The sequence below is a fragment of the Streptomyces sp. NPDC127595 genome, from assembly GCF_042671685.1.
In the GTDB taxonomy this organism is placed as follows: Bacteria; Actinomycetota; Actinomycetes; order Streptomycetales; family Streptomycetaceae; genus Streptomyces.
In genome coordinates, this window is sequence record NZ_JBHXWK010000002.1 from 606,676 (window position 1) to 628,959 (window position 22,284).

At 69.7% G+C, this 22,284-nt stretch carries 22 protein-coding genes and 1 pseudogene; 12 read left to right on the top strand and 11 right to left on the bottom strand.

Translation table 11 applies throughout. The features are described from left to right. Positions 1-227: 227 nt before the first annotated feature. Genes ACFVKT_RS09225 through ACFVKT_RS09240 form a run of 4 tightly spaced genes read right to left on the bottom strand, consistent with a single transcriptional unit; the run spans position 228 to position 4,882 of the window. Positions 228-1,367: a sensor histidine kinase gene (locus ACFVKT_RS09225; RefSeq protein WP_385729208.1), complete on the bottom strand. Its 1,140-nt coding sequence runs from the start codon at positions 1,365-1,367 to the stop codon at positions 228-230. Beyond that, on the bottom strand, positions 1,367-2,107 hold the full coding sequence (locus ACFVKT_RS09230; RefSeq protein WP_385729210.1) for a response regulator transcription factor: 741 nt from the start codon (positions 2,105-2,107) through the stop codon (positions 1,367-1,369). Before ACFVKT_RS09230 ends, ACFVKT_RS09225 begins: the two co-directional genes overlap by 1 nt. Beyond that, positions 2,076-4,175, bottom strand: coding sequence for a glycosyltransferase (locus tag ACFVKT_RS09235; RefSeq protein ID WP_385729212.1), 2,100 nt, complete (start codon positions 4,173-4,175; stop codon positions 2,076-2,078). Before ACFVKT_RS09235 ends, ACFVKT_RS09230 begins: the two co-directional genes overlap by 32 nt. Before the next feature lie 26 nt (positions 4,176-4,201). Continuing rightward, positions 4,202-4,882 (bottom strand): DUF998 domain-containing protein, encoded by a 681-nt coding sequence (locus ACFVKT_RS09240; RefSeq protein WP_385729214.1) that lies wholly within the window; start codon positions 4,880-4,882, stop codon positions 4,202-4,204. A gap of 166 nt (positions 4,883-5,048) precedes the next feature. On the opposite strand from ACFVKT_RS09240, the gene ACFVKT_RS09245 reads away from it, so the two are divergent. The 6 genes from ACFVKT_RS09245 to ACFVKT_RS09270 all read left to right on the top strand — a co-directional run bounded on the left by ACFVKT_RS09245 (position 5,049) and on the right by ACFVKT_RS09270 (position 10,477). Next, positions 5,049-5,699: a GntR family transcriptional regulator gene (locus ACFVKT_RS09245; protein ID WP_385729216.1), complete on the top strand. Its 651-nt coding sequence runs from the start codon at positions 5,049-5,051 to the stop codon at positions 5,697-5,699. Positions 5,700-5,772: 73 nt separating this feature from the next. Then, positions 5,773-6,522, top strand: a complete 750-nt coding sequence (locus tag ACFVKT_RS09250; RefSeq protein WP_385729219.1) for a PIG-L deacetylase family protein — start codon at positions 5,773-5,775, stop codon at positions 6,520-6,522. A 104-nt stretch (positions 6,523-6,626) separates the two neighbouring features. After that, on the top strand, positions 6,627-7,382 hold the full coding sequence (locus tag ACFVKT_RS09255; RefSeq protein ID WP_385729221.1) for a 4-carboxy-4-hydroxy-2-oxoadipate aldolase/oxaloacetate decarboxylase: 756 nt from the start codon (positions 6,627-6,629) through the stop codon (positions 7,380-7,382). Next, positions 7,379-8,464, top strand: coding sequence for a 4-oxalomesaconate tautomerase (locus ACFVKT_RS09260; RefSeq protein ID WP_385729223.1), 1,086 nt, complete (start codon positions 7,379-7,381; stop codon positions 8,462-8,464). Before ACFVKT_RS09255 ends, ACFVKT_RS09260 begins: the two co-directional genes overlap by 4 nt. Before the next feature lie 10 nt (positions 8,465-8,474). Next, positions 8,475-9,425: a catechol 2,3-dioxygenase gene (locus ACFVKT_RS09265; RefSeq protein WP_385729225.1), complete on the top strand. Its 951-nt coding sequence runs from the start codon at positions 8,475-8,477 to the stop codon at positions 9,423-9,425. Between the two features lie 257 nt (positions 9,426-9,682). Continuing rightward, positions 9,683-10,477, top strand: a complete 795-nt coding sequence (locus ACFVKT_RS09270; protein WP_385729227.1) for a GNAT family N-acetyltransferase — start codon at positions 9,683-9,685, stop codon at positions 10,475-10,477. Here the strand turns inward: ACFVKT_RS09270 and ACFVKT_RS09275 are convergent. Then, positions 10,447-10,818, bottom strand: a complete 372-nt coding sequence (locus ACFVKT_RS09275) for a class II aldolase/adducin family protein (protein ID WP_385729229.1) — start codon at positions 10,816-10,818, stop codon at positions 10,447-10,449. The two genes, ACFVKT_RS09270 and ACFVKT_RS09275, sit on opposite strands and share 31 nt — an antisense overlap. Before the next feature lie 3 nt (positions 10,819-10,821). On the opposite strand from ACFVKT_RS09275, the pseudogene ACFVKT_RS09280 reads away from it, so the two are divergent. Next, positions 10,822-11,075: pseudogene (locus ACFVKT_RS09280) on the top strand (D-arabinono-1,4-lactone oxidase); the annotation flags it as partial. 93 nt (positions 11,076-11,168) lie between these two features. Here the strand turns inward: ACFVKT_RS09280 and ACFVKT_RS09285 are convergent. Together ACFVKT_RS09285 and ACFVKT_RS09290 are read right to left on the bottom strand one after the other, a co-directional pair. Then, positions 11,169-12,050: a GNAT family N-acetyltransferase gene (locus ACFVKT_RS09285; RefSeq protein ID WP_385729231.1), complete on the bottom strand. Its 882-nt coding sequence runs from the start codon at positions 12,048-12,050 to the stop codon at positions 11,169-11,171. 398 nt (positions 12,051-12,448) lie between these two features. Continuing rightward, positions 12,449-12,730: a GlsB/YeaQ/YmgE family stress response membrane protein gene (locus ACFVKT_RS09290; RefSeq protein WP_385729233.1), complete on the bottom strand. Its 282-nt coding sequence runs from the start codon at positions 12,728-12,730 to the stop codon at positions 12,449-12,451. A 391-nt stretch (positions 12,731-13,121) separates the two neighbouring features. Here ACFVKT_RS09290 and ACFVKT_RS09295 point away from each other — a divergent pair, with 391 nt between their 5' ends. After that, positions 13,122-14,558: a hydrolase gene (locus ACFVKT_RS09295; RefSeq protein ID WP_385729234.1), complete on the top strand. Its 1,437-nt coding sequence runs from the start codon at positions 13,122-13,124 to the stop codon at positions 14,556-14,558. Between the two features lie 54 nt (positions 14,559-14,612). Here the strand turns inward: ACFVKT_RS09295 and ACFVKT_RS09300 are convergent, their stop codons facing one another. After that, entirely contained in the window at positions 14,613-15,152 is a 540-nt protein-coding gene (locus ACFVKT_RS09300; protein WP_385729236.1) for a hypothetical protein, read from the bottom strand. A gap of 136 nt (positions 15,153-15,288) precedes the next feature. On the opposite strand from ACFVKT_RS09300, the gene ACFVKT_RS09305 reads away from it, so the two are divergent. After that, the gene (locus ACFVKT_RS09305; RefSeq protein ID WP_385729238.1) at positions 15,289-16,056 is read left to right on the top strand and encodes an ArsR/SmtB family transcription factor; all 768 of its coding nucleotides are present in this window, start codon (positions 15,289-15,291) and stop codon (positions 16,054-16,056) included. 92 nt (positions 16,057-16,148) lie between these two features. Here ACFVKT_RS09305 and ACFVKT_RS09310 read toward each other — a convergent pair whose 3' ends face one another. Together ACFVKT_RS09310 and ACFVKT_RS09315 are read right to left on the bottom strand one after the other, a co-directional pair. Then, positions 16,149-16,589 (bottom strand): SPW repeat protein, encoded by a 441-nt coding sequence (locus ACFVKT_RS09310; protein WP_385729240.1) that lies wholly within the window; start codon positions 16,587-16,589, stop codon positions 16,149-16,151. A gap of 118 nt (positions 16,590-16,707) precedes the next feature. After that, positions 16,708-18,963 (bottom strand): carbohydrate-binding protein, encoded by a 2,256-nt coding sequence (locus ACFVKT_RS09315; protein ID WP_385729242.1) that lies wholly within the window; start codon positions 18,961-18,963, stop codon positions 16,708-16,710. A gap of 371 nt (positions 18,964-19,334) precedes the next feature. Here ACFVKT_RS09315 and ACFVKT_RS09320 point away from each other — a divergent pair, with 371 nt between their 5' ends. Continuing rightward, complete coding sequence (locus ACFVKT_RS09320; RefSeq protein WP_385729245.1) at positions 19,335-19,775, top strand: hydrolase; 441 nt, start codon at positions 19,335-19,337, stop codon at positions 19,773-19,775. On the opposite strand, the gene ACFVKT_RS09325 is transcribed toward ACFVKT_RS09320, so the two are convergent. Further along, positions 19,750-20,685 (bottom strand): LysR family transcriptional regulator, encoded by a 936-nt coding sequence (locus ACFVKT_RS09325; RefSeq protein WP_385729247.1) that lies wholly within the window; start codon positions 20,683-20,685, stop codon positions 19,750-19,752. The genes ACFVKT_RS09320 and ACFVKT_RS09325 overlap by 26 nt on opposite strands. 143 nt (positions 20,686-20,828) lie before the next feature. Here ACFVKT_RS09325 and ACFVKT_RS09330 point away from each other — a divergent pair, with 143 nt between their 5' ends. Together ACFVKT_RS09330 and sfnG are read left to right on the top strand one after the other, a co-directional pair. After that, on the top strand, positions 20,829-20,906 hold the full coding sequence (locus ACFVKT_RS09330; protein ID WP_365446020.1) for a putative leader peptide: 78 nt from the start codon (positions 20,829-20,831) through the stop codon (positions 20,904-20,906). 176 nt (positions 20,907-21,082) lie between these two features. Then, positions 21,083-22,243, top strand: coding sequence for a dimethylsulfone monooxygenase SfnG (gene sfnG / locus ACFVKT_RS09335; RefSeq protein WP_385729249.1), 1,161 nt, complete (start codon positions 21,083-21,085; stop codon positions 22,241-22,243). Positions 22,244-22,284 lie beyond the last annotated feature (41 nt).

Below are 22,284 nucleotides of genomic sequence, written 5' to 3' on the forward strand. Positions count from 1 at the left end.
GCATACGGAAGCAATCCGTTCCGTCAGGTTCGGAGCAGCAAAACTTAGGTTAGCCTAACCTTATGGAAAATTGGGCGCCAACATTTTGGTCAACAATCAACGGGGTGTGAGAAGGCTTGAAAGGAACCCCATCCACTTCCGTCGCAGGCGCGCCCTGTCTGTCTGCGTCCTCTTTCGCGGACCGGACCACCGGAAAGGCATGAACACTCCCGGCGCGGTCCCAACGGCTACGGCAAATCACCCCTGTTGCACACCTTGGCCGCCGTACCTGATTCCGACGCCACCGGCAGCCACAGCGTGAACGTCGCCCCCTGGCCCGGTCCCGGCGACGCCGCGACAACGTCTCCTTGGTGGGCTCGGGCGATACCCCGGGCGATGGTCAGGCCGATGCCGCTGCCACCGGCCGGGGCGGGCCGTCCCGGGTGCTCCAGGCGTTCGAAGCGGCTGAAGATCCGGTTCAGGTCGTGCCCGGGGATGCCGATGCCGTCGTCCGTGACGCGGACGACGACGCGGGGCCGCGGTTCGCCCTCGCCGTGGACGGAGACCGACACACTGCCGTCCGCGTCACACGCGATCAGGGCGTTGCCGAGGAGGTTCACCAGGACCTGGGTGATCCGGTCGGGATCGCAGAAGGCGATGACGGGGGAGTCCGCAACGACGGTGAGCGCCACGCCCTGGTCGTCGTACTGCGGGCGCAGCCGCTCCGCCGTGGCCCGGGCCAGCGCGGCGACGTCCGCGTCCTCGTAGTGCAGGGCGAAGGCTCCCTCCTCGGCCCGCGACAGACTGGAGAGGTCGGACGCCAGCCGCCGCAGCCGGTCCAGGTCGTCGGAGAGCGAGGCGAACATCGCGTCGTCCGGTGTGAAGATGCCGTCGGCCATGCCCTCGATCTGGCCGTGCAGGATGGTGATGGGGGTCCGCATCTCATGGGCGATCTCGGAGACCAGCCGGGCGCGCCGCCGCTCGGTGTCGGCGAGCGCCGCCGCCAGCGTGTTCACGTCCTCGGCCAGCGCGGCGAGGCCCGGCTCACTCGGCAGTTCGACAACGGCGTCGTAACGCCCTTCGGCGAGCCGGCGGGTGGCCGCGCGGATGGTGTCCAGCGGCCGCACCAGAAACCGGGACAGCACGACGGCCGCCAGGACGGCGGCCGCCACGCCCGTCCAGAAACCGATGTTGTCGGGGTCGACGCGGTGGTTCCAGGGGCCCCTGACCAGGATCTTGGCCACTGAGGTCGCCCCCAGCGTCACCACCAGGACGGTGACGTGGGAGAGCACCAGACGGTTGCGCAGCGAAAGGCGGGAGTGGAGCCGTCGCAGCCGGGCACGCCAGGTGCCGAAGAGGCCCTCGGCGGTGCCCTTTCCCCTGGCCACTACGGCGTGTGCTTTGTGTTCGGGGTCGGTCCGTCCTGGGTGGGACGGCCGACGAACCGGTAGCCCACGGCCCGTACCGTGCCCACGAACCGGGGCGCGATCGCGTCGTCCCGCAACGCCCGCCGCAGCGTACGGATGTGTACGTCCACGAGTCGTTCGTCACCGAAGAAGTCCTCGCCCCACACCTGGGCGAGGAGACCGCGCCGGGTGAACACGCGGCCGGGAGCACGGGCCATGGCGAGCAGCAGGTCGAAGTCCAGGGCGGACAACTCCGCCGTATGGTCGCCGTCGATGAGGACAGTCCGGGTGGCCGGATCGGCGGTGAGGCCCTCGAAGCGGAGTGTGCCGTCGTCGTCCGGAGCCCCGGGGCCGTTGTCGGTGCGCCGCAGGATGGCCCGTACCCGCAGGGCGAGTTCGCGCGGGCTGAACGGTTTGGTGACGTAGTCGTCGGTGCCGTTGGTGAAGCCGATGAGCCGGTCCACCTCCTCGGTCCGCGCGGTGAGCATGATGACGGGGACCTGGCTGGACTGCCGGATCCGGCGCAGTACCTGGAAGCCGTCGAGGCCTGGCAGCATCACGTCGAGGACCACCAGGTCGGGGCGGTGCTGGGTGACGGCCCGCAGCCCGGAGGGCCCGTCGGCGGCCTCCACCACCTGGAACCCGTCCGCCTCCAGATAGCCGCGCACGGTCATCCGGATCTTGGGTTCGTCATCGACGACCAGAACGCGCTGTGTACTCATCGTGCTCACTTTCCGTCACAGGCGTGGCAAGGGTCCCGGCCACTGCTGCGGATCCTCCGGCGGCCCGGAGGTACAGGTCCTCGAATGCCGTCAGCGTACGGCGGATGTCGTGCTCGGCGACGATTTCCCGGCTGGCTTCGCCCATCCGAAGGCGGGCCACGGGATCGCGAAGAAGCCTGGTGAGGGCATGCGCGAGGGCGCGCACGTCACCGGGCGGGAAGAGGTAGCCGTTGCGGCCCTGGTGGACCAGATGCGGCAGGGCCATCGCGTCCGCCGCGACGACGGGTCTGCCCGCCGCCATCGCCTCCATGGTGACCAGGCTCTGCAATTCGGCGGTGCCGGGCATGCAGAAGATGTCACAGCGGGTGTAGGCGTCCAGCACCTCCTGGTCGGTGGCCAGTCCGTGGAAGGTGACCCGGTCGGCGATGCCGAGGTCCTCGGCCAGTTCCTCCAGGGCACGGCGGCAGGAGCCCTCTCCGACGATCTCGCCCCGGACGTCCGGCAGCAGCGCCAGCGCACGCAGGAGTTCGTGGACGTTCTTCTCCTTGTCGAGCCGGCCCACGAACAGCACGCGCGCTTCCTCGCCACCGTTGTCCACGGCGGGCTGGGAGAAGCGGTCCAGGTCCAGGCCGCAGGACACCGGACGGGCGGGTACGCGCAGCCCGTTGTCGTGCAGCAGCCGCACCGCCCGTGCGGTGGGCGCCGTGACGGCCTGGGCGCGGCGGAAGACACGTACGAGGTCACGCCAGGCGAACCGGCAGACGGCGCGGGTGAGCTTGGCCGGGAGCCGGGTGTAGCCCAGGAGGTTCTCCGGCATGAAGTGGTTGGTGGCCACCACGGGTGTCCCGCGCCGGTGTGCGGCGGCCGCGAGCGTCCGGCAGACGGAGAAGTGGGACTGGATGTGCACCACGTCGGGGGAGAGCCGGTCCAGCAGCCGGGCCACCGGCCGGGCGGTCTGCCAGGGCAGGCAGACGCGGAAGGTGGGATGGAAAGGGGTGCGGTGGGAGGCGATCCGGTGCACGGTGATCCCCTTCTCCACGGCGGTACTTGGGCCCGTCTCCGTCGCGGGGCAGACGACGTGGACCTCGTGGCCCCGGCCCAGGAGCCCCTCGGCGAGGCGCTGGGCGAAGTTCGCGGCGCCGTTCACGTCCGGCGGGAAGGTGTCGGCGCCGATGACGATGCGCCGAGGGCGAGGGCCCTGCATGACGTACTCCTGCGGTGCTGAGGGCCGGCGACCCGAGGTCAGGTGGGGAAAGGGGGTGGAGCGGGTGATGTGGAGAACCCCGGTGAGCGCGAGGGCCCAACAGGCCAGGGCCGTGCCGACGATGGCCGGGGTGAGTCCGGGGGCCTCGCCCAGCAGACCGACCCCGATGACCACGGCGACGAACGGATCGACGAGGGTCAGGCAGGCGACCGTCACCTCGGGCGGCCCAGCGGCCTGGGCGCCCTGTGTGAGCCAGAAACCGGCGAGCGCGGTGAGGACCAGTCCGGCGAGTGTGCCGCACAGCGCACCGCTCACACCGGACGTCGTGAACTCCTCTCCCGCCGCCCGCAGCAGCACCGACATACAGCCGTACGCGCTCCCGGCACCGACGGCTCGCGCCACACAACGCCCTTGGCCGGGCAGCAGGTTGGAGAGCCCGGCGCAGCAGGCCACGATCAGGACGACCAGGGCGCCGGCCTGGAGCTGGGCCGTCGTCGTGACGGAGGTGGCGACGGTGGCACCCGAGGCGATCACCGCGAAGGTGCCCGTTCCGGCGACGATCGCGGCCAGCGCCAGCCCCGTAGCCCGGTCGAGCCCGACACGGCGGACCCGCAGCCCCCAGAGCACGCTCACCACGACGGCGCCCACACCCAGCGGCTGCACGACCGTCACGGGCGCCAGCCGCAAGGAGGTGATGTGCAGCGTCGTACCCGCCCCCAGCAGGGCAAGCCCGGCGAGCCAGCGAGGTCGCCGTACGACGGCCGACAGTGCGGTCGACCGCCCCGGCGAGGCGCCGGGCGAGGTTCCGTGGGTGGCGTCGTACTGGAGCCGTGCGCCCGCCGCGTAGCAGAATGCGTTCAACACGCTGAGCAAGATGGCGAGTTGGGTCATCAGCGGGTCCGGCCGGCGCGTAGCGAGTCGGCCATCGCGAACATCAGGGCGATCTCCAGCCCCAGCGTGACCCGCTCGGCCAGCCCGAGCAGCCGGGCCGCCGGCACGGACCCGGGCGTGCGTGGCCGGCTCGCGCTCACATGCGTGCCCAGGAAGAGCAGCGCGGCCCCCGAACTCGCCCAGGAAAGGTGCCGTATTCGTCGTGCCCGCGCGCTCGTCGGCCGGTGGACGCGCAGCCGGCGGGCCAGCAGCAGACCGGCGGCGGGCAGCGCGGCCAGTGAGGCGCCCGCCGCGTGGCGGTGGACCAGTCCGCTCAGGGACTCGGCGTCGCCCGCCGGATCGGTGCGGAAGACCGCGCAGAGCGACAAGCCCGCGCACCCCACCGCCAGCGCCGCCGGTGCGAGGGTCCCGACGGGCAGACGGCTGCGGAGCAGGGCGGCGAGCAGCGCCGCCGACCCCGCCGCGGCGGAGGCGGCACAGGCCGTGAACAGGGTCGCCGCGCCTTCGTGCAGCGCGTAGTCGCTGAGCGTCTGGCCGACCGGATCGACCTGCCCGGACCACCCCAGGTGCAGCAGCGCGGCCAGCGCGACCGAGCCGGTGAGGGCGGTGTGCGCCGCCGACGCAAGCTGTCTGTGGCCGTCGTGAGCGGCCGCGCCCTGCGGCGAGAGGAAAACATGCATGTCCGTCAGACAACGGGTGGCCGATAAGGCGGGTACCGCTCGCCGCATGAAGCTTCCGTGAAGCGCAATTTGAATCGCAATATGAACCGCAATATGGAGAACAAAATTGTTGACAATCTTGTCGGACTGGATTTACGTTCGACAGGCACTCACCCAGGGAGGGCACATGCCGAAGGAAGCCCGTCCTAGCACCGGAGAGCAGGCCAAGCAGCATGCGCTCGCGCAGCTGCGGCAGGCCATTCTGCGCGGCGACATGGCACCGGCCCAGCGGCTGGTGGAGAACGAACTCGCCGAGCAGTTCTGTGTGACACGGGCCAGCGTCCGGGCAGCGCTGATCGAGCTGGAGTCGGACGGGCTGGTGGAGCGGATCCGCAACCGTGGATCACGGGTGCGGGTGGTGACGGTCGAGGAAGCGGTGGCCATCACCGAGTGCCGGATGGCCCTCGAAGGGCTGTGCGCCGCAAAGGCAGCCGTCGCCGCGAGCGACGAACAGCTCGCGGAACTGGCGGACTTGGGCAAGGCGATGATCAAGGCCGTGGCCGACGGCGAACCGATCACCTACTCCGAGCTCAATCACGAAGTGCACGCCCGGGTAAGGCAGTTCAGCGGTCAGCAGGTGGCCGTGGAGCTGCTGGAACGGCTCAACGCGCAGCTGGTGCGCCACCGTTTCCAGCTCGCGCTGAGGCCGGGCCGGCCGCAGCAGTCCCTGAGCGAACATCTGGCCATGATCGAGGCGATCACGGCCAGGGACCCGCAGGCGGCCGAGGCGGCCGTCCGCGCCCACCTCGTCAGCGTGATCGAAGCGTTGCGCGACTGACGCGACTGACGCGGCCGAGGCGACTGACGCGGCCGAGGCGGGCGCACACCTTTCCACCAAGGAGAGTTGAGCCATGACGCACGGCCATGTGCCCGCCGGCCCACGGTCGACGCTTGTCGTCACCGCGCATGCCGGAGACTTCGTGTGGCGGGCCGGGGGCGCGATCGCCCTGGCCGCCTCCCGCGGAGAGAGGACCACCATCGCGTGCCTGACCTTCGGCGAGCGCGGTGAGTCCGCCAAGGCCTGGCGCGAGGGCAGGAATCTCCAGGAGATCAAGGCGATACGCCGCGAGGAGTCCGAGAAGGCCGCCGCCACCCTAGGCGCCGAGGTCCGCTTCTTCGACGCCGGCGACTATCCGCTGGTCGCCACCGCCGAGCTGACCGGCCAACTGGTCGCCGTCTACCGCGAGATCCAGCCCGACGTCGTGCTCACCCACCCGGTCGAGGACCCGTACAACGGCGATCACCCCGCCGCCAACCGGATGGCCCTGGAGGCCCGCGTCCTCGCCCAGGCCATCGGCTACCCCGGCCCCGGCGAGATCATCGGCGCCCCGCCGGTCTTCTACTTCGAGCCGCACCAGCCCGAGATGAGCGGCTTCAGGCCCGAGGTGCTCCTCGACATCACCGAGGTCTGGGAGACCAAGCGCAAGGCGATGGAGTGCCTCGGCGCCCAGCAGCACCTGTGGGACTACTACACCGACCTCGCCGTCCGCCGCGGTGTCCAGCTCAAGCGCAACGCGGGGCCCAACCTGGGCCTGGCCCACAAGACGATGGCCGAGGCGTACATGCGCCCGTACCCGCAGATCGCAAAGGAACTGGCGTGACGGCCGAGGCGCAGCGGAGCCCGGCGGTTCGCGGAGCGAAGCGGAGCGGGCACCCGGCACCAGGGGAGCCGACGCGGAGCTCTGCACGAGCAGGAGGAGAGCACATGAGTGGCGTGATCATCACCAACCCGCCCAAGGCCGCCCCCAGAGACGTCGAGGCCCTCGCCGGTTACGGCGTCGCCACCGTCCACGAGGCGATGGGCCGCACCGGCCTGCTCGGCACGCATCTGCGCCCCGTCCAGCAGAACACCCGGATCGCGGGCACCGCCGTCACGGTGCTGAGCTGGCCCGGCGACAACCTCATGATCCACGCGGCGGTCGAGCAGTGCGGCGAGGGCGACATCCTGGTCGTCACCACCACCTCGCCCTCCACCGACGGCATGTTCGGCGAACTGTTCGCCACCGCGCTCAAGCGGCGCGGTGTGCGCGGCGTCGTGACCGACGCGGGCATCCGCGACACCGCCGAGCTGCGCGGCATGGGCTTCCCCGCGTGGGCCGCAGCGGTCAGCGCGCAGGGCACCGTCAAGGCGACCGGCGGCTCGGTGAACGTGCCGGTGGTGATCGGCGGCCGGATCATCCACCCCGGCGACGTGATCCTCGCCGACGACGACGGCGTGGTCTGCGTGCCCCGCGAACAGGCCCGCCGGGCGGCCGAGGCAGCCGAGGCCCGCGAGAACAAGGAGTCCGCCACCCGAGCCGCCTTCGTCGAGGGCCAACTCGGCCTCGACCGCTACGGCCTGCGCGAGACCCTCGCCCGGCTCGGCGTGACCTACCACCCGTACGACGAGCACGACGAGCACGACGACTTCGACGCGCACGACGAGCACGACCAGAACTCGCGGGACGGAGCGGAGTCATGACCGCACCCGAGGAGATGCGCTGCATGCTCATGCGCGGCGGCACCTCCAAGGGCGCGTACTTCCTGGCCGAGGACCTCCCCGCCGCCCCCGGCGCACGCGACGAGCTGCTGCTGCGCGTCATGGGCAGCCCCGACCCGCGTCAGATCGACGGCCTGGGCGGGGCGCACCCGCTGACCAGCAAGGTGGCCGTGGTCTCCGCCTCGGCCGACTCCGGGGCGGACGTCGACTACCTGTTCCTTCAGGTCGGGGTCGACAGGCCCGAGGTCTCCGACCGGCAGAACTGCGGCAACCTGCTCGCCGGCGTCGGCCCGTTCGCCGTCGAACGCGGTCTGGTCGCGGCCGGGGACGCGCGGACCTCCGTACGGATCCGCATGCTCAACTCCGGGGACCTCGCCGTCGCGAGCATCCCCACCCCCGGCGGACGTGTCGACTACGCCGGCACGGCCGAGATCTCCGGAGTACCGGGCACGGCAGCGCCGGTGGTGATCGAGTTCCCCCGTGGCGACAGCCCGCTGCTGCCCACCGGACACGCTCGCGACCTCGTCGCCGACATCCCGGTCACCTGCGTGGACAACGGAATGCCGACCGTCCTGGTCGCCGCCTCCGTCCTCGAAGTCACCGGCTACGAGAGCCCCAAGGACCTGGAAGAGGATCTGCCCCTTGCCGACCGGCTCCGGGAGATCCGGCTGGCGGCGGGCAGGCTGATGGGTCTCGGTGAGGTCGGAGGCACAACGGTGCCCAAACTCAGCCTGCTGGCCCCGCCGTTGGACGGCGGCGCGGTCATGACCCGCACCTTCATCCCGGTGCGCTGTCACACCTCCATCGGGGTCCTGGGCGCGGCAAGCGTCGCCGCGGGGCTGCGCGTCGAGGGCGGCGTAGGTGACGGCGTGGCGCACCTGCCCGGACAGGGGGACCGGCTGCGCGTCGAGCACCCCACCGGGTTCCTCGACATCGAAGCCGGTATCGAGTACGACGCCGACGGCGTCCCCAGGTCCCGACGCACCGCCGTCGTCCGCACCGCACGGAAGATCTTCGACGGCACGGTCTTCGCCCGGCCGGCCGGAGCCGCACCTCACCTGTAAGGAGGCTCATATGGCCCCGCCGCTCGGCGACATCGCCCACCTCGGGCACGTCGAACTGCTCACCCCGGACCTGGAAGGCAGTCTCAGGTTCTTCACCGACTACCTCGGCTTGACGGTCAACGGCCAGCACGGCGACTCGTACTACCTGCGGACCTGGGACGACTACGAGCACCACAGTCTTGTCCTCACCGCGTACGACACCGCGGGCATGCGCCGCACCGCGCTGCGCGCCTCCAGCGACGACGCCCTGCAACGACGGGTCAAGGAGCTGGAGAGCGCGGGCCACCAGGGCCGCTGGACCGAGGACGAGCCGGGCCTCGGTCCGCTCTACGTCACCACCGACCCCGACGGCCACGAGCTCGCCCTGTACTGGGAGTCCGAGTGGTACCGAGCCCCGGACGAGCTCAGGCCGGCCCTGAAGAACCAGCCTCAGGCCAAGCCGGGCCACGGCGTGGACGTGCGCCGCCTGGACCACGTCAACTATCTCGCCGCCGATGTCGCTGCCAACGCCGACTTCCACCAGTACGTCCTCGGTGCCCGTCCGACCGAGCAGATCCGGCTCGACGACGGGAGGATCGCCGCGAAGTGGCTGACGTTCACGGACAAGTCGTACGACGTCGTCCACACCGAGGACTGGACGGGCTCGCGCGGCCGGCTGCACCACATCGCTTTCGCGACCGACACCCGCGAGGACATCCTGCGCGCCGCCGACCTCGCCATCGACACAGGCGTGTTCATCGAGACCGGCCCGCACAAGCACGCCATCCAGCAGACGTTCTTCCTGTACGTCTACGAGCCGGGCGGCAACCGCATCGAGCTGTGCAACCCGCTCACCCGGCTGGTGCTGGCCCCCGACTGGCCGCTGATCACCTGGACCAAGGAAGAACGGGCCAAGGGGCAGGCCTGGGGGCTGGAGACCATCGAGTCCTTCCACACGCACGGCACACCGCCCGTCGACTGACGGCAGCGAGGATGTCGTACCGCTTTTCCCTCGTGGGTGTAGCCGCGGTGCGCTGGTCCTCGGTGTCGACCGAGCTGACCCCCACCGGCTGAAGGGGGCGTGAGAAACACGCCCCGGCGGGACCCTGAAAAGGGTCCGGACCAACGTCATCCGGAACCAGCGCTCCGTGTCCGGTCATGGAGACGAGGTCCGTATGGGTTCGCGTTCATGAACGTTATCCCATTGCCCTGGCCGCCCCAGGGTGCTGGAGTGATCCCATGGATCACGTTGCGGTACTTGCCCTGTTCGACCGGGATATGCGAGAAGGGGCGCGGCCGGACGCCCCAGGTGCTCGGATCGAGCACGTCGGCAAGGTGGTGCGACAGGTGAGCCCCGGGCAGGGCTGGAGCGGTGTGACCTGGTCGGATCTCGACGAGGCGAGCGCGGACGCGGCGATCGCCGAGCAGATCCGGTACTTCACCGCACTCGGGCTCGACTTCGAGTGGAAGCTCTACGGACACGACCAGCCGGAAGACCTCGGGCAGCGGCTGAGGGACGCCGGGTTCACCGCCGAGCCCGAGGAGACCCTCATGATCGCCGAGCTGGGTGATCTCGTGCTCGACGCCGAGCCTCCCGAGGGCGTACGGCTGCTTCCCGTCACCGACCGCGCGGGCGTGGACCTCGTGGCCGACGTGCACGAGCAGGCGTTCGGCACGGACGGCACGCGGCTGCGCCACCAGCTGCTCGCCCAGCTGACCGGCGACGAGGACACGGTCGTCGCGGTGGTGGCCCTCGCAGGTGACGTCCCGGTCAGCGCGGCGCGCATGGAGCTCCTGCCCAGGGCGCGGTTCGCCGGGCTGTGGGGCGGCGGCACCGTCGAGGCCTGGCGCGGACGCGGGATCTACCGCGCCCTGGTCGCCCACCGAGCCCGTGTCGCCGCCGACCGCGGCTACCGCTACGTCCAGGTCGACGCCTCCAGCCAGAGCCGCCCCGTCCTCGCCCGCCTCGGCTTCCAGCCGCTGACCACGACGACGCCGTACCTCTACGAACTGGAGGGGACCGGGGTCGCGTAGGGCCGCTGTCCGGCCTGTGCGGCGGCGACCGCGTCGGGGCGTGCCCGGTGTACCTCGGAGTGGACGCGGAACGCGGTGTTGTTGACCGGGCGCTTGCCTTCCAGCAGCGTTCCGTCGTGGTCGACGAGGATGAGGTCCGAAACCCGTATCTGGCTGAACGACATCCCGAAGGGGTTGACCCAGGAGGCCCAGGGGGTCTCCGGGGCGCGGGCCGTGATGTGGCCGGCCACGCCCTCGGAGAAGCCGAAGCGGCCGAACAGCCGGAAAGCCGCCGCGAGTTCCTGCTTGCGGACCTGACGCTCCTCCTCGATGCTCAGGGCACTGTCCCCGGCATCGGGCATCGGGCATCGGTCCGGGACAGTGCCTACATCGCCGTGCATTTGCACCAAGGCGCGCCCTGTCAGGGGTACTTCACGGCGGCGGAGCGGATCTTCACCCCGCACGACCGGCGCCCGCACTGGGGCAAGCTGCACACCCGCGGTGCCGAGTACTTCGCCGAGGCGACCCACGCTTCGCCGAGTTCACCGCCCTGCGCGACCGCCTGGACCCGGACCGGCGCTTCGGCAACGACTGTCTGCGGCGAGTGCTGGGGGACTGACACCTACGCGGGGGCGGGCCGCGTCGAGGCGCGTGCGCCGCAGGCCGTGCCGCCGAACTCGCCCGACAGCGGCGGTCGTCCGCCGGACGCCGGTCACAGCGTGAGCTGGTACTCCACCGCCTTGTGCGTCGGCAGATAGCCGAGCGCGTCGTTGATGCGGAGCATGGGCGCGTTGCTGTCGGCGGTGTCGGTGAGCAGGCCGCCGAGTTCGGGGTGCCGCATGCGGGCCTGACGGATCGACTCCGCCTTCATCCACAGCCCGAGACCGTGCCCGCGATGCTCGGGCAGCACGCCGGTGCCGTAGTGCTGACCGTCACCGCGCCCGTCGCCCGGCACGACCAGCTCGGAGAACCCGGCGATCGAGCCGTCAGTGAGGTCCACCGCGGCGACCGTGTGGAGCAACTCCCCGCGCTTTGCGACGGCTTCGGCCGCCGACAGGACCCGCTCCACGTCCCACACGACCGTCCCGTAGTCGGTCTCCTCCATCGGCATGTCGTCCATGGCCCGCCGCGAGTCGGCGAAGGTCCGCGCCAGCGCGGGCGCCACGGCGCCGTCCCAGTGCGTCAACTCGTAGCCAGGGTGCGGGTGTTGGACGATTCCGTCGATCAGGGCGAGGTCCACGTCGGAGAGCGGCAGCCTCGCGTACGTCAGCGCCAGTACCTGGCGGAAGCCGCGCGCGGCGAGGAAACGGTCGCAGGGGGAGCCGTCCCCGGCCTGCGCGACGAGCGACCGCCGCCCCTCGCTCCGCGCCGCGGCGACGGCTGCGTCCAGCAGAAGACCGCCCACACCCTGCCGTCGCTCACTCGGATGTACGGCGATCTCGATCTCCGCGAGATGTTCCTGCCCCGCCTTCGTGAACAGCCGCAGGAAGGCGGAGCCCAGCGGGACACCGTCGGCGTCGGACGCCAGCCACGCCAGACGTCGGCTCGACGGGGTGATCTCGGGATCGGTCAGCGGCGTGATACGCGGGGGCAAGTGCTCTCCGTGGCGGCAGGGTGGGGGGCAGGGTCGGGAAACCCGCAGAACCCAGCTGCCACGGCGCGTGACCCGCAAGAGAAATACTGCGCGGTACGACCCGCAGGAGTAACACTGCGCGGTGCGCGACCCGCAGGAGAAGTACCGCACGACGCGCCACGCGAAAGAGAAGCACCGCACGACGCGCCACGCGAAAGAGAAGCACCGCACGACGCGCAACGCGAAAGAGAAGCACCGCACGACGCGCTACGCGAAAGAGAAGAACTCCACGGCCCGTGACCCGCAAGGGAATTACGCCTCGGCGCGCGCCCCGCAGCACAACTGGCGACGGCACGACGAGCCGGGGCCGCCGCCAACCTCAGCGGCGAACCCTTCGCCCGACCCGCGCCCGCCCGGCCTCAGCGGCGAACCCGTCCCCTGCTACGCCCGCTGGACCGGTCGAGTGCCGCCACGCCCAGCGCGGCCAGACCGATCTGGATGAGCCACTCGATCCAGTCGATGCCGTTGGTGTCGGACACATCGAGCGCGTTCGCGATCGCGGCGCCGACCAACGCGGCGATGATGCCGACGACGATCGTCAGCAGGATGCCGATGCGCTGGCGCCCCGGAACGACCAGCCGGCCCAGTATGCCGATGATGATGCCGATGATGATGGCACTGATAATTCCTGAGATCTCCATCTCCGCCCCTCTTTGTCGTTGCCCTCGTAGTTATGCGTGTGCCCGCTGGATGCGCAGGCAGTCCGCCTGGCTTTCGAACGGCTTTCGACAGGCCTAAGTCGGGCTCTCGTCCGGGTCTAGTCCGGCTCAGGACCGGCTCAGGGCCGGCTGAGGACCAGCTGAGGACCGGCTCAGGTCCGGCTCAAGTCCGGGCTCTCGCCCCGCTTTCGATCGTCCCTCGTCCGGCTTTCGCGTGACCGAGGCGCGTGTTCCGGAGGCCTCCTGTTCGGCCCCTTGTTCGTCATGTACCGTTCAATAATCTGTCGCCCGGAGGACGGCCAAGTCCCGTTCTACGCGCGCAGACTTGGCGCCCGCACCGCCTCTCCCACCCCCCCCACGGAGGTTTGCCGCGATGCTCGGATTCAGAAGATCCCGCCACACACTCACCACGGCGCTGGCCGCGTTCGGGCTGCTCCTGACGGGCGCCGCCGTCCAGACGGCCACCGCGGGCCCGGCCGCCGCGGCGACCCCGCACCGCATCCTGTTCGACAACACCAAGTCCGAGACCGCCGGCAACGCCGACTGGATCATCGGCACCAGCCAGCCGGACCCGCTGGGCCAGGACTCCACACCGTCGGCCGAGACCGACTGGACCGGAGCGATCTCCGCGTGGGGCGTCGCCCTGCAGAAGACCGGCAACTACTCGCTGAAGACGCTGCCTTCGGGCAGCACCATCACGTACGGCACCACGGCCGCGAACGACCTGCAGAACTTCGACACGTTCGTCCTGCCGGAGCCGAACGTCCTGCTGAGCACCGCCGAGAAGACCGCGGTCATGAACTTCGTGCAGAACGGCGGCGGTCTCTTCCTCATCTCCGACCACACCGGATCCGACCGCAACAACGACGGTGAGGACTCGGTCGAGATCATCAACGACCTCATGTCCAACAACAGCGTCGACAGCACCAATCCGTTCGGCTTCACCGTCGACACGCTCAACGTCGGCACCGAGAACCCGAGGGCGATCTCCAGCACGACCGACCCGGTCCTGAACGGTTCCTTCGGCAAGGTCACCGGCAGCATCATCCGCAACGGCACGACGGTCACCCTGAGCCCCACCGCCAACTCCGGGGTCAAGGGCCTCCTCTACCGCTCCGGTTACTCCGGAAACACCGGTGCCTTCTTCGCGACCAGCACCTTCGGCAGCGGCCGGGTCGCGTTCTGGGGTGACAGCTCGCCCATCGACGACGGCACCGGCCAGTCGGGCAACACGCTGTACGACGGGTGGAACGACACCGCCGGCACGAACGCCGCACTCGCTCTGAACGCCACCGAGTGGCTCGCGGGAACCAGCGACAGTGGCGGCGGAGGCGGCACCTGCACCGCCGCGCAGCTCCTCGCCAACCCCGGTTTCGAGTCCGGCAGTTCGTCCTGGACCGCCAGCACCGGAGTGATCACCGCCGCCACCGGCCAGGCCGCCCGCACCGGCTCCTACAAGGCCTGGCTGAACGGCAGCGGCGCGGCCAACACCGAAACCCTCGCCCAGTCGGTGACCATCCCCGCCGGCTGCGCGGCCACCCTGAGCTTCTACCTCCACGTGGACACGGCGGAGACGACCACCAGCACGGCGTACGACACCCTCAAGGCCCAGGTTCTCAACAGCAGCGGCACGGTCCTGGCGACGCTGGCCACGTACTCGAACCTGAACGCCGCGACGGGGTACACCCAGCGCACGTTCAACCTAGGCAGCTATGCCGGTCAGACGGTCACCGTCAAGTTCACCGGCGTCGAAGGCTCCATTCTCCAGACGTCGTTCGTCATCGACGACACGGCCCTGAACGTGAGCTGACCGACGAGCGAAGGGGCGCGGCCGGCCCCGGGCCCGGCTCCGGGCCCGCCCGTATCACCCGGTGTGCACCCACCCGGTGGCGGCCACGACCTCACGCGCGATGTCCACCACCGTGCGGTCGTCGGTCGCCACCCGCACGGTGTCCGCGGGCACCCGCTCGTCCAGCAACCGTGCCTTGTGGGCGCTGTTCGCCAGCTCGCGCTCCAGCTCGGAGCCGATCTCCCGACCCTTGAGCCGTCGTGCCGTGGTGTCGTCGGTGGCGGTCAGCAGCACGCGGATGATCCGTACGTCTCGCCCCATGGCCTGCTCGAACAGGCTCGCCGACTCGGCAAGCACGCTCACGGTGTTGGTGTAGACGAGGCGCCGGTAGCCGAGCTCGGCGAAGTTCCCCCATACCGCCCGGAGATTGCGCTCGGTGATCCCGGCGCGGTGCGGATCGCCGTCCGGCGCCGGATGCACGTACCCCATGAAGTCGCCCTCGATCACCGCGTGAGCGACCTCCGCAAACTTCAGCCGCGCCGAGACCTCCCAGCCCACGGTGGACTTGCCGACTCCCGCGCGCCCGCCGATGAGCAGTACCTCCGGTTGATCCATGCCAGAAGCGTGCCAGCCCGGGGTGTGCCGGGCGATCGGAATACGCCCGGTCGCGCTCGCCCGCCGATGGGCACTGCTTGACATGCAGGTAATTGCCTGCATAACTTTGAGTGTGCAATCAGAGGGTGAGCCCGGGATGGACCAGGTCTTCAAGGCGCTGGCCGACGAGACGCGGAGACGGCTGCTGGACCGGCTGCACGCGCACAGCGGCCAGACGCTGGGCGAGCTGTGCGAGCACATCGACATGACACGTCAGTCGGTGACGCAGCATCTGGCGGTTCTGGAGGCCGCCAACCTGGTCAGCACGGTGCGGCGGGGGCGGGAGAAGCTGCACTACCTCAATCCGGTGCCGCTCCACGAGATCCAGGAGCGATGGATCGACAAGTTCGAGCGCCCGCGTCTGCGCGCGCTCGGTGCACTCAAACGACGAGCCGAGGAAGCCATGACCGACAAGCCGACCTACGTGTACGTCATCTACATCCGGAGCACACCCGAGAAGGTCTGGGATGCCCTCACCGACGCGGACCTGACCGCCGTGTACTGGGGCCACAGCAATGTCTCGGACTGGCAGCCCGGCTCCCGCTGGGAACACCGCCGTACGGACGGATCGGGCATCGCCGACGTGGTGGGCACCGTCGTGGAGAGTGAGCGACCGACCCGGCTCGTGGCCACCTGGGCCGCACCCGAGGACGAGGGGAAGGCCGACAGGTACTCGCGGGTCACCTACGACATCCGGCCGCACGCCGACATCGTCCGGCTCACCGTGACCCACGAGGACCTGGTCGACGAGGGCGCGCTGAGCGATGTGAGCTCCGGTTGGCCGGCGGTGCTGTCCAACCTGAAGTCCCTGCTGGAGACCGGCAGCCCGCTGCCGCAGGAGCCGTGGCTGGTGCCGGGCAACTGAGGCCTCGACGCGGCATCGCAGAGGCCGGCCCGCTCAGAGCGGGCCGGCCTCTGGTCGGCTTCCCTTCCGTGCTTGCTGCCGCTTCCTGTCGGCTACGCCCGAGGTGTGCTGCCCCTGGCCGTGACCGCGCAGAGCGCCCCCAGCACCACGGCCAGTGCGCCGATGATGATGTTGTTGAGGACGACCCCGGTGTCCGGACTGCTGCCGACGACCCACGGCGAGATGATCATCCACGCGCCCATCGCGCAGATCGCCCAGCTCAGGCCGTACATCCTCTCCGGCGTGATGGTGAATCCGAGGGCCAGCAGGCCTATCGCGATGCCCATGATGAGGTTGTGCGTCACGAGGGCGGGCTGGCTTGTCGTGTAGTGGAGTATCCACGGGGACACTGCGCAGTACAGGCCGAGCAGGAACACCGGCCCGTCCACGAGCGCCACATCGCGGGCGCCGACCACGCGGGCATACCGGTCCCGCATTTCGTCGGCGTCGGGGTGGCTGCTGATGTCGCTCCTGGGGTGCGAGACGTTGGCCATGACTCGTCTCCTTCGAGCTCTCTCGATTTCCGGGGCCCTACCGCCTTTGGTCCGGTACGCGGTAAGTGCCAGGCTCATCCCATTGTGCTCTTATTTCTTCCTTATGTGTAGCCGGGGCTCAGGTGCCGGAGATGAGCAGGTAGTCGAGGTTGAAGCCACCGGTTTCGCAGTAGACGGTGACCGTCTGTTCTCCGGCCCGCAGGTCGACGGGCACGTGAACCGACTGGTAGGTCCCCCAGCCGCCCGTGGCGGGCACCGAGGCCGTTGCCAGCGTGGTGCCGTTGTCGTCGCGGAGCGACACGGCGTTCGCCGCGGTGGTGTCCGTGCCGTTGGCGACACGCAGCTCAAGATCGTAGGAGCCTGCCTGTGGCACATCGACCGCGTACGTGAGCCAGTTGCCGGCGGCTGTCCAGCCCACGTTCTTGCCGCCACTGGCCGCGGGGTTGTTCTCGATGAGGTTGCTGCCGTCGGCGGGCCAGCCCTGCTGACCGGTGTAGGACTCGGCCTCGATCTTCTGGCCCACCGGGGCCGCGTGCGGCCGCACGGTGAGATGGACGGTCACCTCGTCGTGCGCCCTGCCGTCGGTGGCGTAGAAGGTCAGGTCCTGCTCGCCGGCGACGGTCGGACGGATCGTGACCACGCCGGTGGCCGCGTCGAGAGTGACGCCGCCCGGCAGTTCGGTGGCGTAGTAGGACAGCCGGTCACGGTCACGGTCGGCCGCCTTCAACTGCACGCTCGTGGTGCCGTACTGGTCGGCGACGACATCGGCGGCAGGCTCGAACACCGGGGCGTGGTTGCGGGAGCCCGTCGGCACCTTGCCCTTCCAGCGGTAGGTGGCGAAGGAGCCCGCAGGGACGGTCACGACGAAGGTCTGGTCGGCGACGACGACGCGGACCTTGCTGTCGGTGCCGGCGCTGTTGCCGAGGACGGCGGTGAACGTGCCGTTCCCGGAGCGGTAGACCACGTTGCTCACGCCGTGCTCCGCGGCGCTGGACTCCAGGCGCACGTCACCCGGGGAGAGATACTTGGAGAACTGGCCGAGCGCGTACAGCTCGTCGCGGACGATGAAGTCCTTCGTGAGCGTGTTCACCTTCACCAGCCGGTCCGGCCACTTGGTGGTGGCAGCGACCTCGTCCCAGTCGATGTTGTTGTCGCGGGACGGCGTCCAGTGCAGCGTCCCGCCGTCCTGGTCGGTGGCCTGGGCCCACAGGATGTAGGAACCGGCGTCGAGGCGGAAGTCGTTGAGGACGGTCGAGGGTGCCAGATCGCTCGTCTCCGTGAGATGGACCGGCTTGCCCGTCTCCTCATAGGCGTCACGCATGACGCTCGGGTCCCCCCAATAGGGGTGGAAGGCGATGGCGTCCGACGCGTCGCGGACCTCCTCACCGGTCACCGAGCCGTCCGGGGCGTCCTCGAAGATGCGGTAGTAGTTCTTGGTCGCCGTGCTGTTGGGGTCGCGCCAGTCCCAGAAGTTGAAGTCGTGCACATACAGCTCGGTGCTCAGCCGGGCCTTCTTGAACTCACGCTTGATGGCCAGGGTCAGCTTCTGCTGCTGCTCGACACTGATGTCCATGGCCGGGTAGACGACGTCCATGCCCGGCTCGTTCAGCAGAGTGAGCGCGTCGACAGGGATGCCCTTCTTGGCGTACGCCTGCACGAACTTGACGTAGTACCGCGCGAAGACGTCGATGCAGTCGTCACGCAACTTGCCGGCCTGGTAGTAGTCCGTGGTGCTCCCGGGCTTGAGCGCGACCTCGCCGGTGAACTGGTTGTTCGTCTTCATCCACGCCGGCGCGCTCCACGCCGACGCGAAGAACGTAGCCTTGGGGTTGTAGCGCTGAATGAGCTTGATGGTGTCGATGATGTGCAGGTCGATGTCCCGCTGGATGGAGAAGTACTTCAGCCCGAAGTCCTCGGTGACACCGGCGGGCAGGTCGTCCTCCGACCAGAACGGGAGGTGCTCGATGAGGTCGGGGCTGCCGATGGTCAGCCGGAACCGGTCAAGTCCCGCGCCGGTCTTGGGATCGACAAGGAGCCGGACGGCTTCCTCGCGCTTCGCCGGGGTGAGCTTCCACAGGTTGGACACGCTGGTCTCGTCCAGGGAGAAGCCGATACCCGAGTATTCCTGCCGTGCGGCGCTGGGGTCGACGACCACGGTGGCATCGACGGCGCCGCCGGAACCAGTGCCCGTCCGGACACTCGGCAGCGGCTGCCAGGCCTGCTCACCGCCGGTCGAGTAGGTGCCGGTCACGACCTGGCCGTTCCCGGCCGACCCGTCGGCGGCCCGTTCCGCATGCGCGGCCGGACCCGTGCCGGCCAGCGTGGACAGTGTCGTGACAGCGATGGCCGCGATCGCGGTGAGAGTACGTCTCACAGCTGCTCCTGGGCTCGGTGGATGAGGGGGGTGGCGCTGCGCCGAACGAGAGACGTGCGCCCGTTACGCCGCCAACGGCGCGAGCTGAACGGGCGGTTGAAGAGTGAACGCCGCGACGTCGGACATGTCCCGGCGACCCGGTTCGCCTCCACGGCGTATCCGGAGCCGGTGGGCCCGCCGGTGCCGTCGGGCAGTCGGCAGAGGGGGTACGGATGCGTCCTGACGCGGCGACAGCCACCACAGCAACTCCCTCCCGCCCCACCGATGCGGCAGATCCAAGCAATATCCTTGGTGTTAAGTCAAGGCTTGAAAAAAGTCTTCCTGGTAAACCGGGCACCGGTGCGACGGACTTAAGACATGCGGAGGCGGACTTGCGGGAGCCGAGTGAGGACGAGCTGCTGGCGCGGTTGCCCGCAGGGATCTGGGAGACGACGCACGTCGGCAGGCGCTTTCCCGGCTCCCGGGCGGTCGCCGGGAAACCGGGCCTCGCCGAGGGCGCCAACTGCCAGCTCTTCGCCTACGAGGTACTCCGGCACTGCTCCCTGACCGTCCCCGACTGGCGGTCGAGCGACCTGTGGGACGACACCGGACTCACCGAACGCGTCGCGCTCGCCCGGCCGTTGGACCTGGCGCTCTTCAACGCCACCGACGAGGCCTGGGGCGCGCATGTCGGCGTGGTCGTGGGGGAGGACCGGGTCCTGCACCTCTGCGCCGAGGTGGGGCGTCCCGTCGTATGGGACCTGGCGGACTTCGCCGCACGGGACCGGTACCGCACGCTCATCGGTTTCAAGCGGGTCCTGCGGCGGGAGTGAGCCGCCCGCCCAGCTCCCGGGCCCTGCGGACGAACGCCTCGTGCAGGTCGTCGGCCGCGCGGGGCACGGACTCCGCCCTGCGGCGCTGCAGCATCAGCACCACCTGCGTGGAGTCGTCCTCCAGCGGCCGGTAGGTGATCGCGCCGCGCCGCTCCAGCGGATCGTCGATCACGCTGAAGTCGGGCAGGACCGTGGCGCCCAGGCCTTCGGCGACCATCAGCTTGCCCATCTCGGCGCCGTCCGTGGAGTACGAGAAGGACGGGGCGTGACCCTCCAGGAGCCGGTGCAGATAGCGGTGCATGACGTATCCGGTACGCATGGCGATCAGCGGCTCGTGCCCGTCGAGGAGGTCGGCCGCCGAGACCGTGTCCCGTGCGGCGAGCGGGCTGTCCGGGCGTACGCACAGCACCGGTCGTCCACGCAGCAGTTCGGTGGTCTCGAAGTCGGCGGGCAGGTCGTCGCCGTCGAGGTGGTTCACCAGGCCCAGGTCGAAGCCGCCCTCCGAGAGGGCTCGGTGGATGTCCGACTGCTGGGCGCCGACCACCTCCACCTGCGTCAGCGGATGCGTCGCACGGAACTCCCGGACGGTGGGGATGAGCAACGGCACGGTCGCCGCGTTCACCGTGCCGACGCGGACCATACGGCTGATGCGGTGCTGTTCGCCGGCTGCACCTCGCAGCCGGTCGACCGCGTCCAGCACGTTGATGATGTGCGGCAGCAGGTCCCGCCCCTCGGCGCTCATCTTCGCGCCGGTCCGCTTGCGTTCCAGCAGGTCGACGCCGAGTTCGCGTTCCAGGTTCCGTACGGTCTCGCTGAGCGCGGGCTGGGAGAGGTGGAGTTCCTCGGCGGCCCGGCGCAAGGATCCGAGCCGGGTGACCGCCGCGATGTATTCCAGCTGCTCTATTCGCACCCCAGCAGAATGTGGTCGCAGGACTGCCACGTTCAAGGGTTTCCCTGTCACACCTTCGTGAAATTCACCGGTCCGGGATGCGAGACCGGTCGGCTATTCCTTGACGGTCCGGACGGGGGGCTGCGACCATCGACGACATGAAGATGCGACCGGACCTCACGCGGCGACGCCACGTCGACCTCGCGCGTGTCTCCAGTTCCTTCTGTTGTAGCGAAGCCTGACGATCCCGACGGTAGGGTCCCCTTCGCACAGACCAGCCCGCCCACGGTGAATTTTCCCGCACGGCACCTCTCTGTGTTCTCCGGCACCCGCCGCCCCCCTTTCACCGCCCGCATTCCCACGGAAAAGCCGGGCCCGTAATTCGTCATGCCCTCGTATCGAACACCGGGAGTTCTCCGTGCCCGAAACGGATTCCGCAACCGACACCCCCACAGACACCGCCACCGAACCCGTCCGCTTCGCCTACTGGGTCCCCAACGTCAGCGGCGGCCTGGTCACCAGCAAGATCGAGCAGCGCACCGACTGGGGTTACGACTACAACCGCGAACTCGCCGTGCTCGCCGAGAACAACGGCTTCGACTACGCGCTCAGCCAGGTCCGCTACATGGCCAGCTACGGCGCCGAGTTCCAGCACGAGTCGACCAGCTTCAGTCTCGCCCTCCTCCTGGCCACCGAACGCCTGAAGGTCATCGCCGCCGTCCACCCGGGCCTGTGGCACCCGGGCGTCCTCGCCAAACTCGGCGCCACCGCCGACCACCTCTCCAAGGGCCGCTTCGCGGTCAACGTCGTCAGCGGCTGGTTCAAGGGCGAGTTCACCGCCCTCGGCGAGCCGTGGCTGGAGCACGACGAGCGCTACCGCCGCTCCGAGGAGTTCATCCGCGCCCTGCGGCAGATCTGGACCGAGGACCACACCGAACTCGCCGGTGACTTCTACCGGCTGAGGGACTTCTCGCTGAAGCCCAAGCCGCTCAACACCCCCGAACGCCCGCACCCGGAGATCTTCCAGGGCGGCAACTCCACCGCCGCCCGCGCCATGGCGGGGCGGGTCTCCGACTGGTACTTCTCCAACGGCAAGGACTTCGACGGCGTCACCGAGCAGATCGCGGACGTCCAGAAGGCCGCGTCCGAAGTCGGCCGCAAGGCACCGAAGTTCGGCCTAAACGCCTTCCTGATCGCCCGCGACACCGAGGCCGAGGCCCGCGACACCCTCCGCGAGATCGTCGCGCAGGCCGACAGCGAGGCCGTCGAGGGCTTCGGCGCCGCCGTGAAGCAGGCCGGCCAGTCCACCGCCGACGGCAAGGGCATGTGGCAGGACTCCAGCTTCGAGGACCTCGTCCAGTACAACGACGGCTTCCGTACGGGACTGATCGGCACCCCGGAGCAGATCGCCGAGCGGATCGTCGCCTATAAGCGCCTCGGCGTCGACCTCCTTCTCCTCGGCTTCCTGCACTACCACGAGGAGGTCGAGTACTTCGGCCGCCGGGTGCTGCCCCTCGTGCGCGAACTGGAAGCCCAACTGCCGCAGTCCGAGGCCGAGTCCGTGTCCGTCCGCGCGTGACCATCTCTGTCCGCTCCCCCCGCTCCTTCCGCACCGCTCTG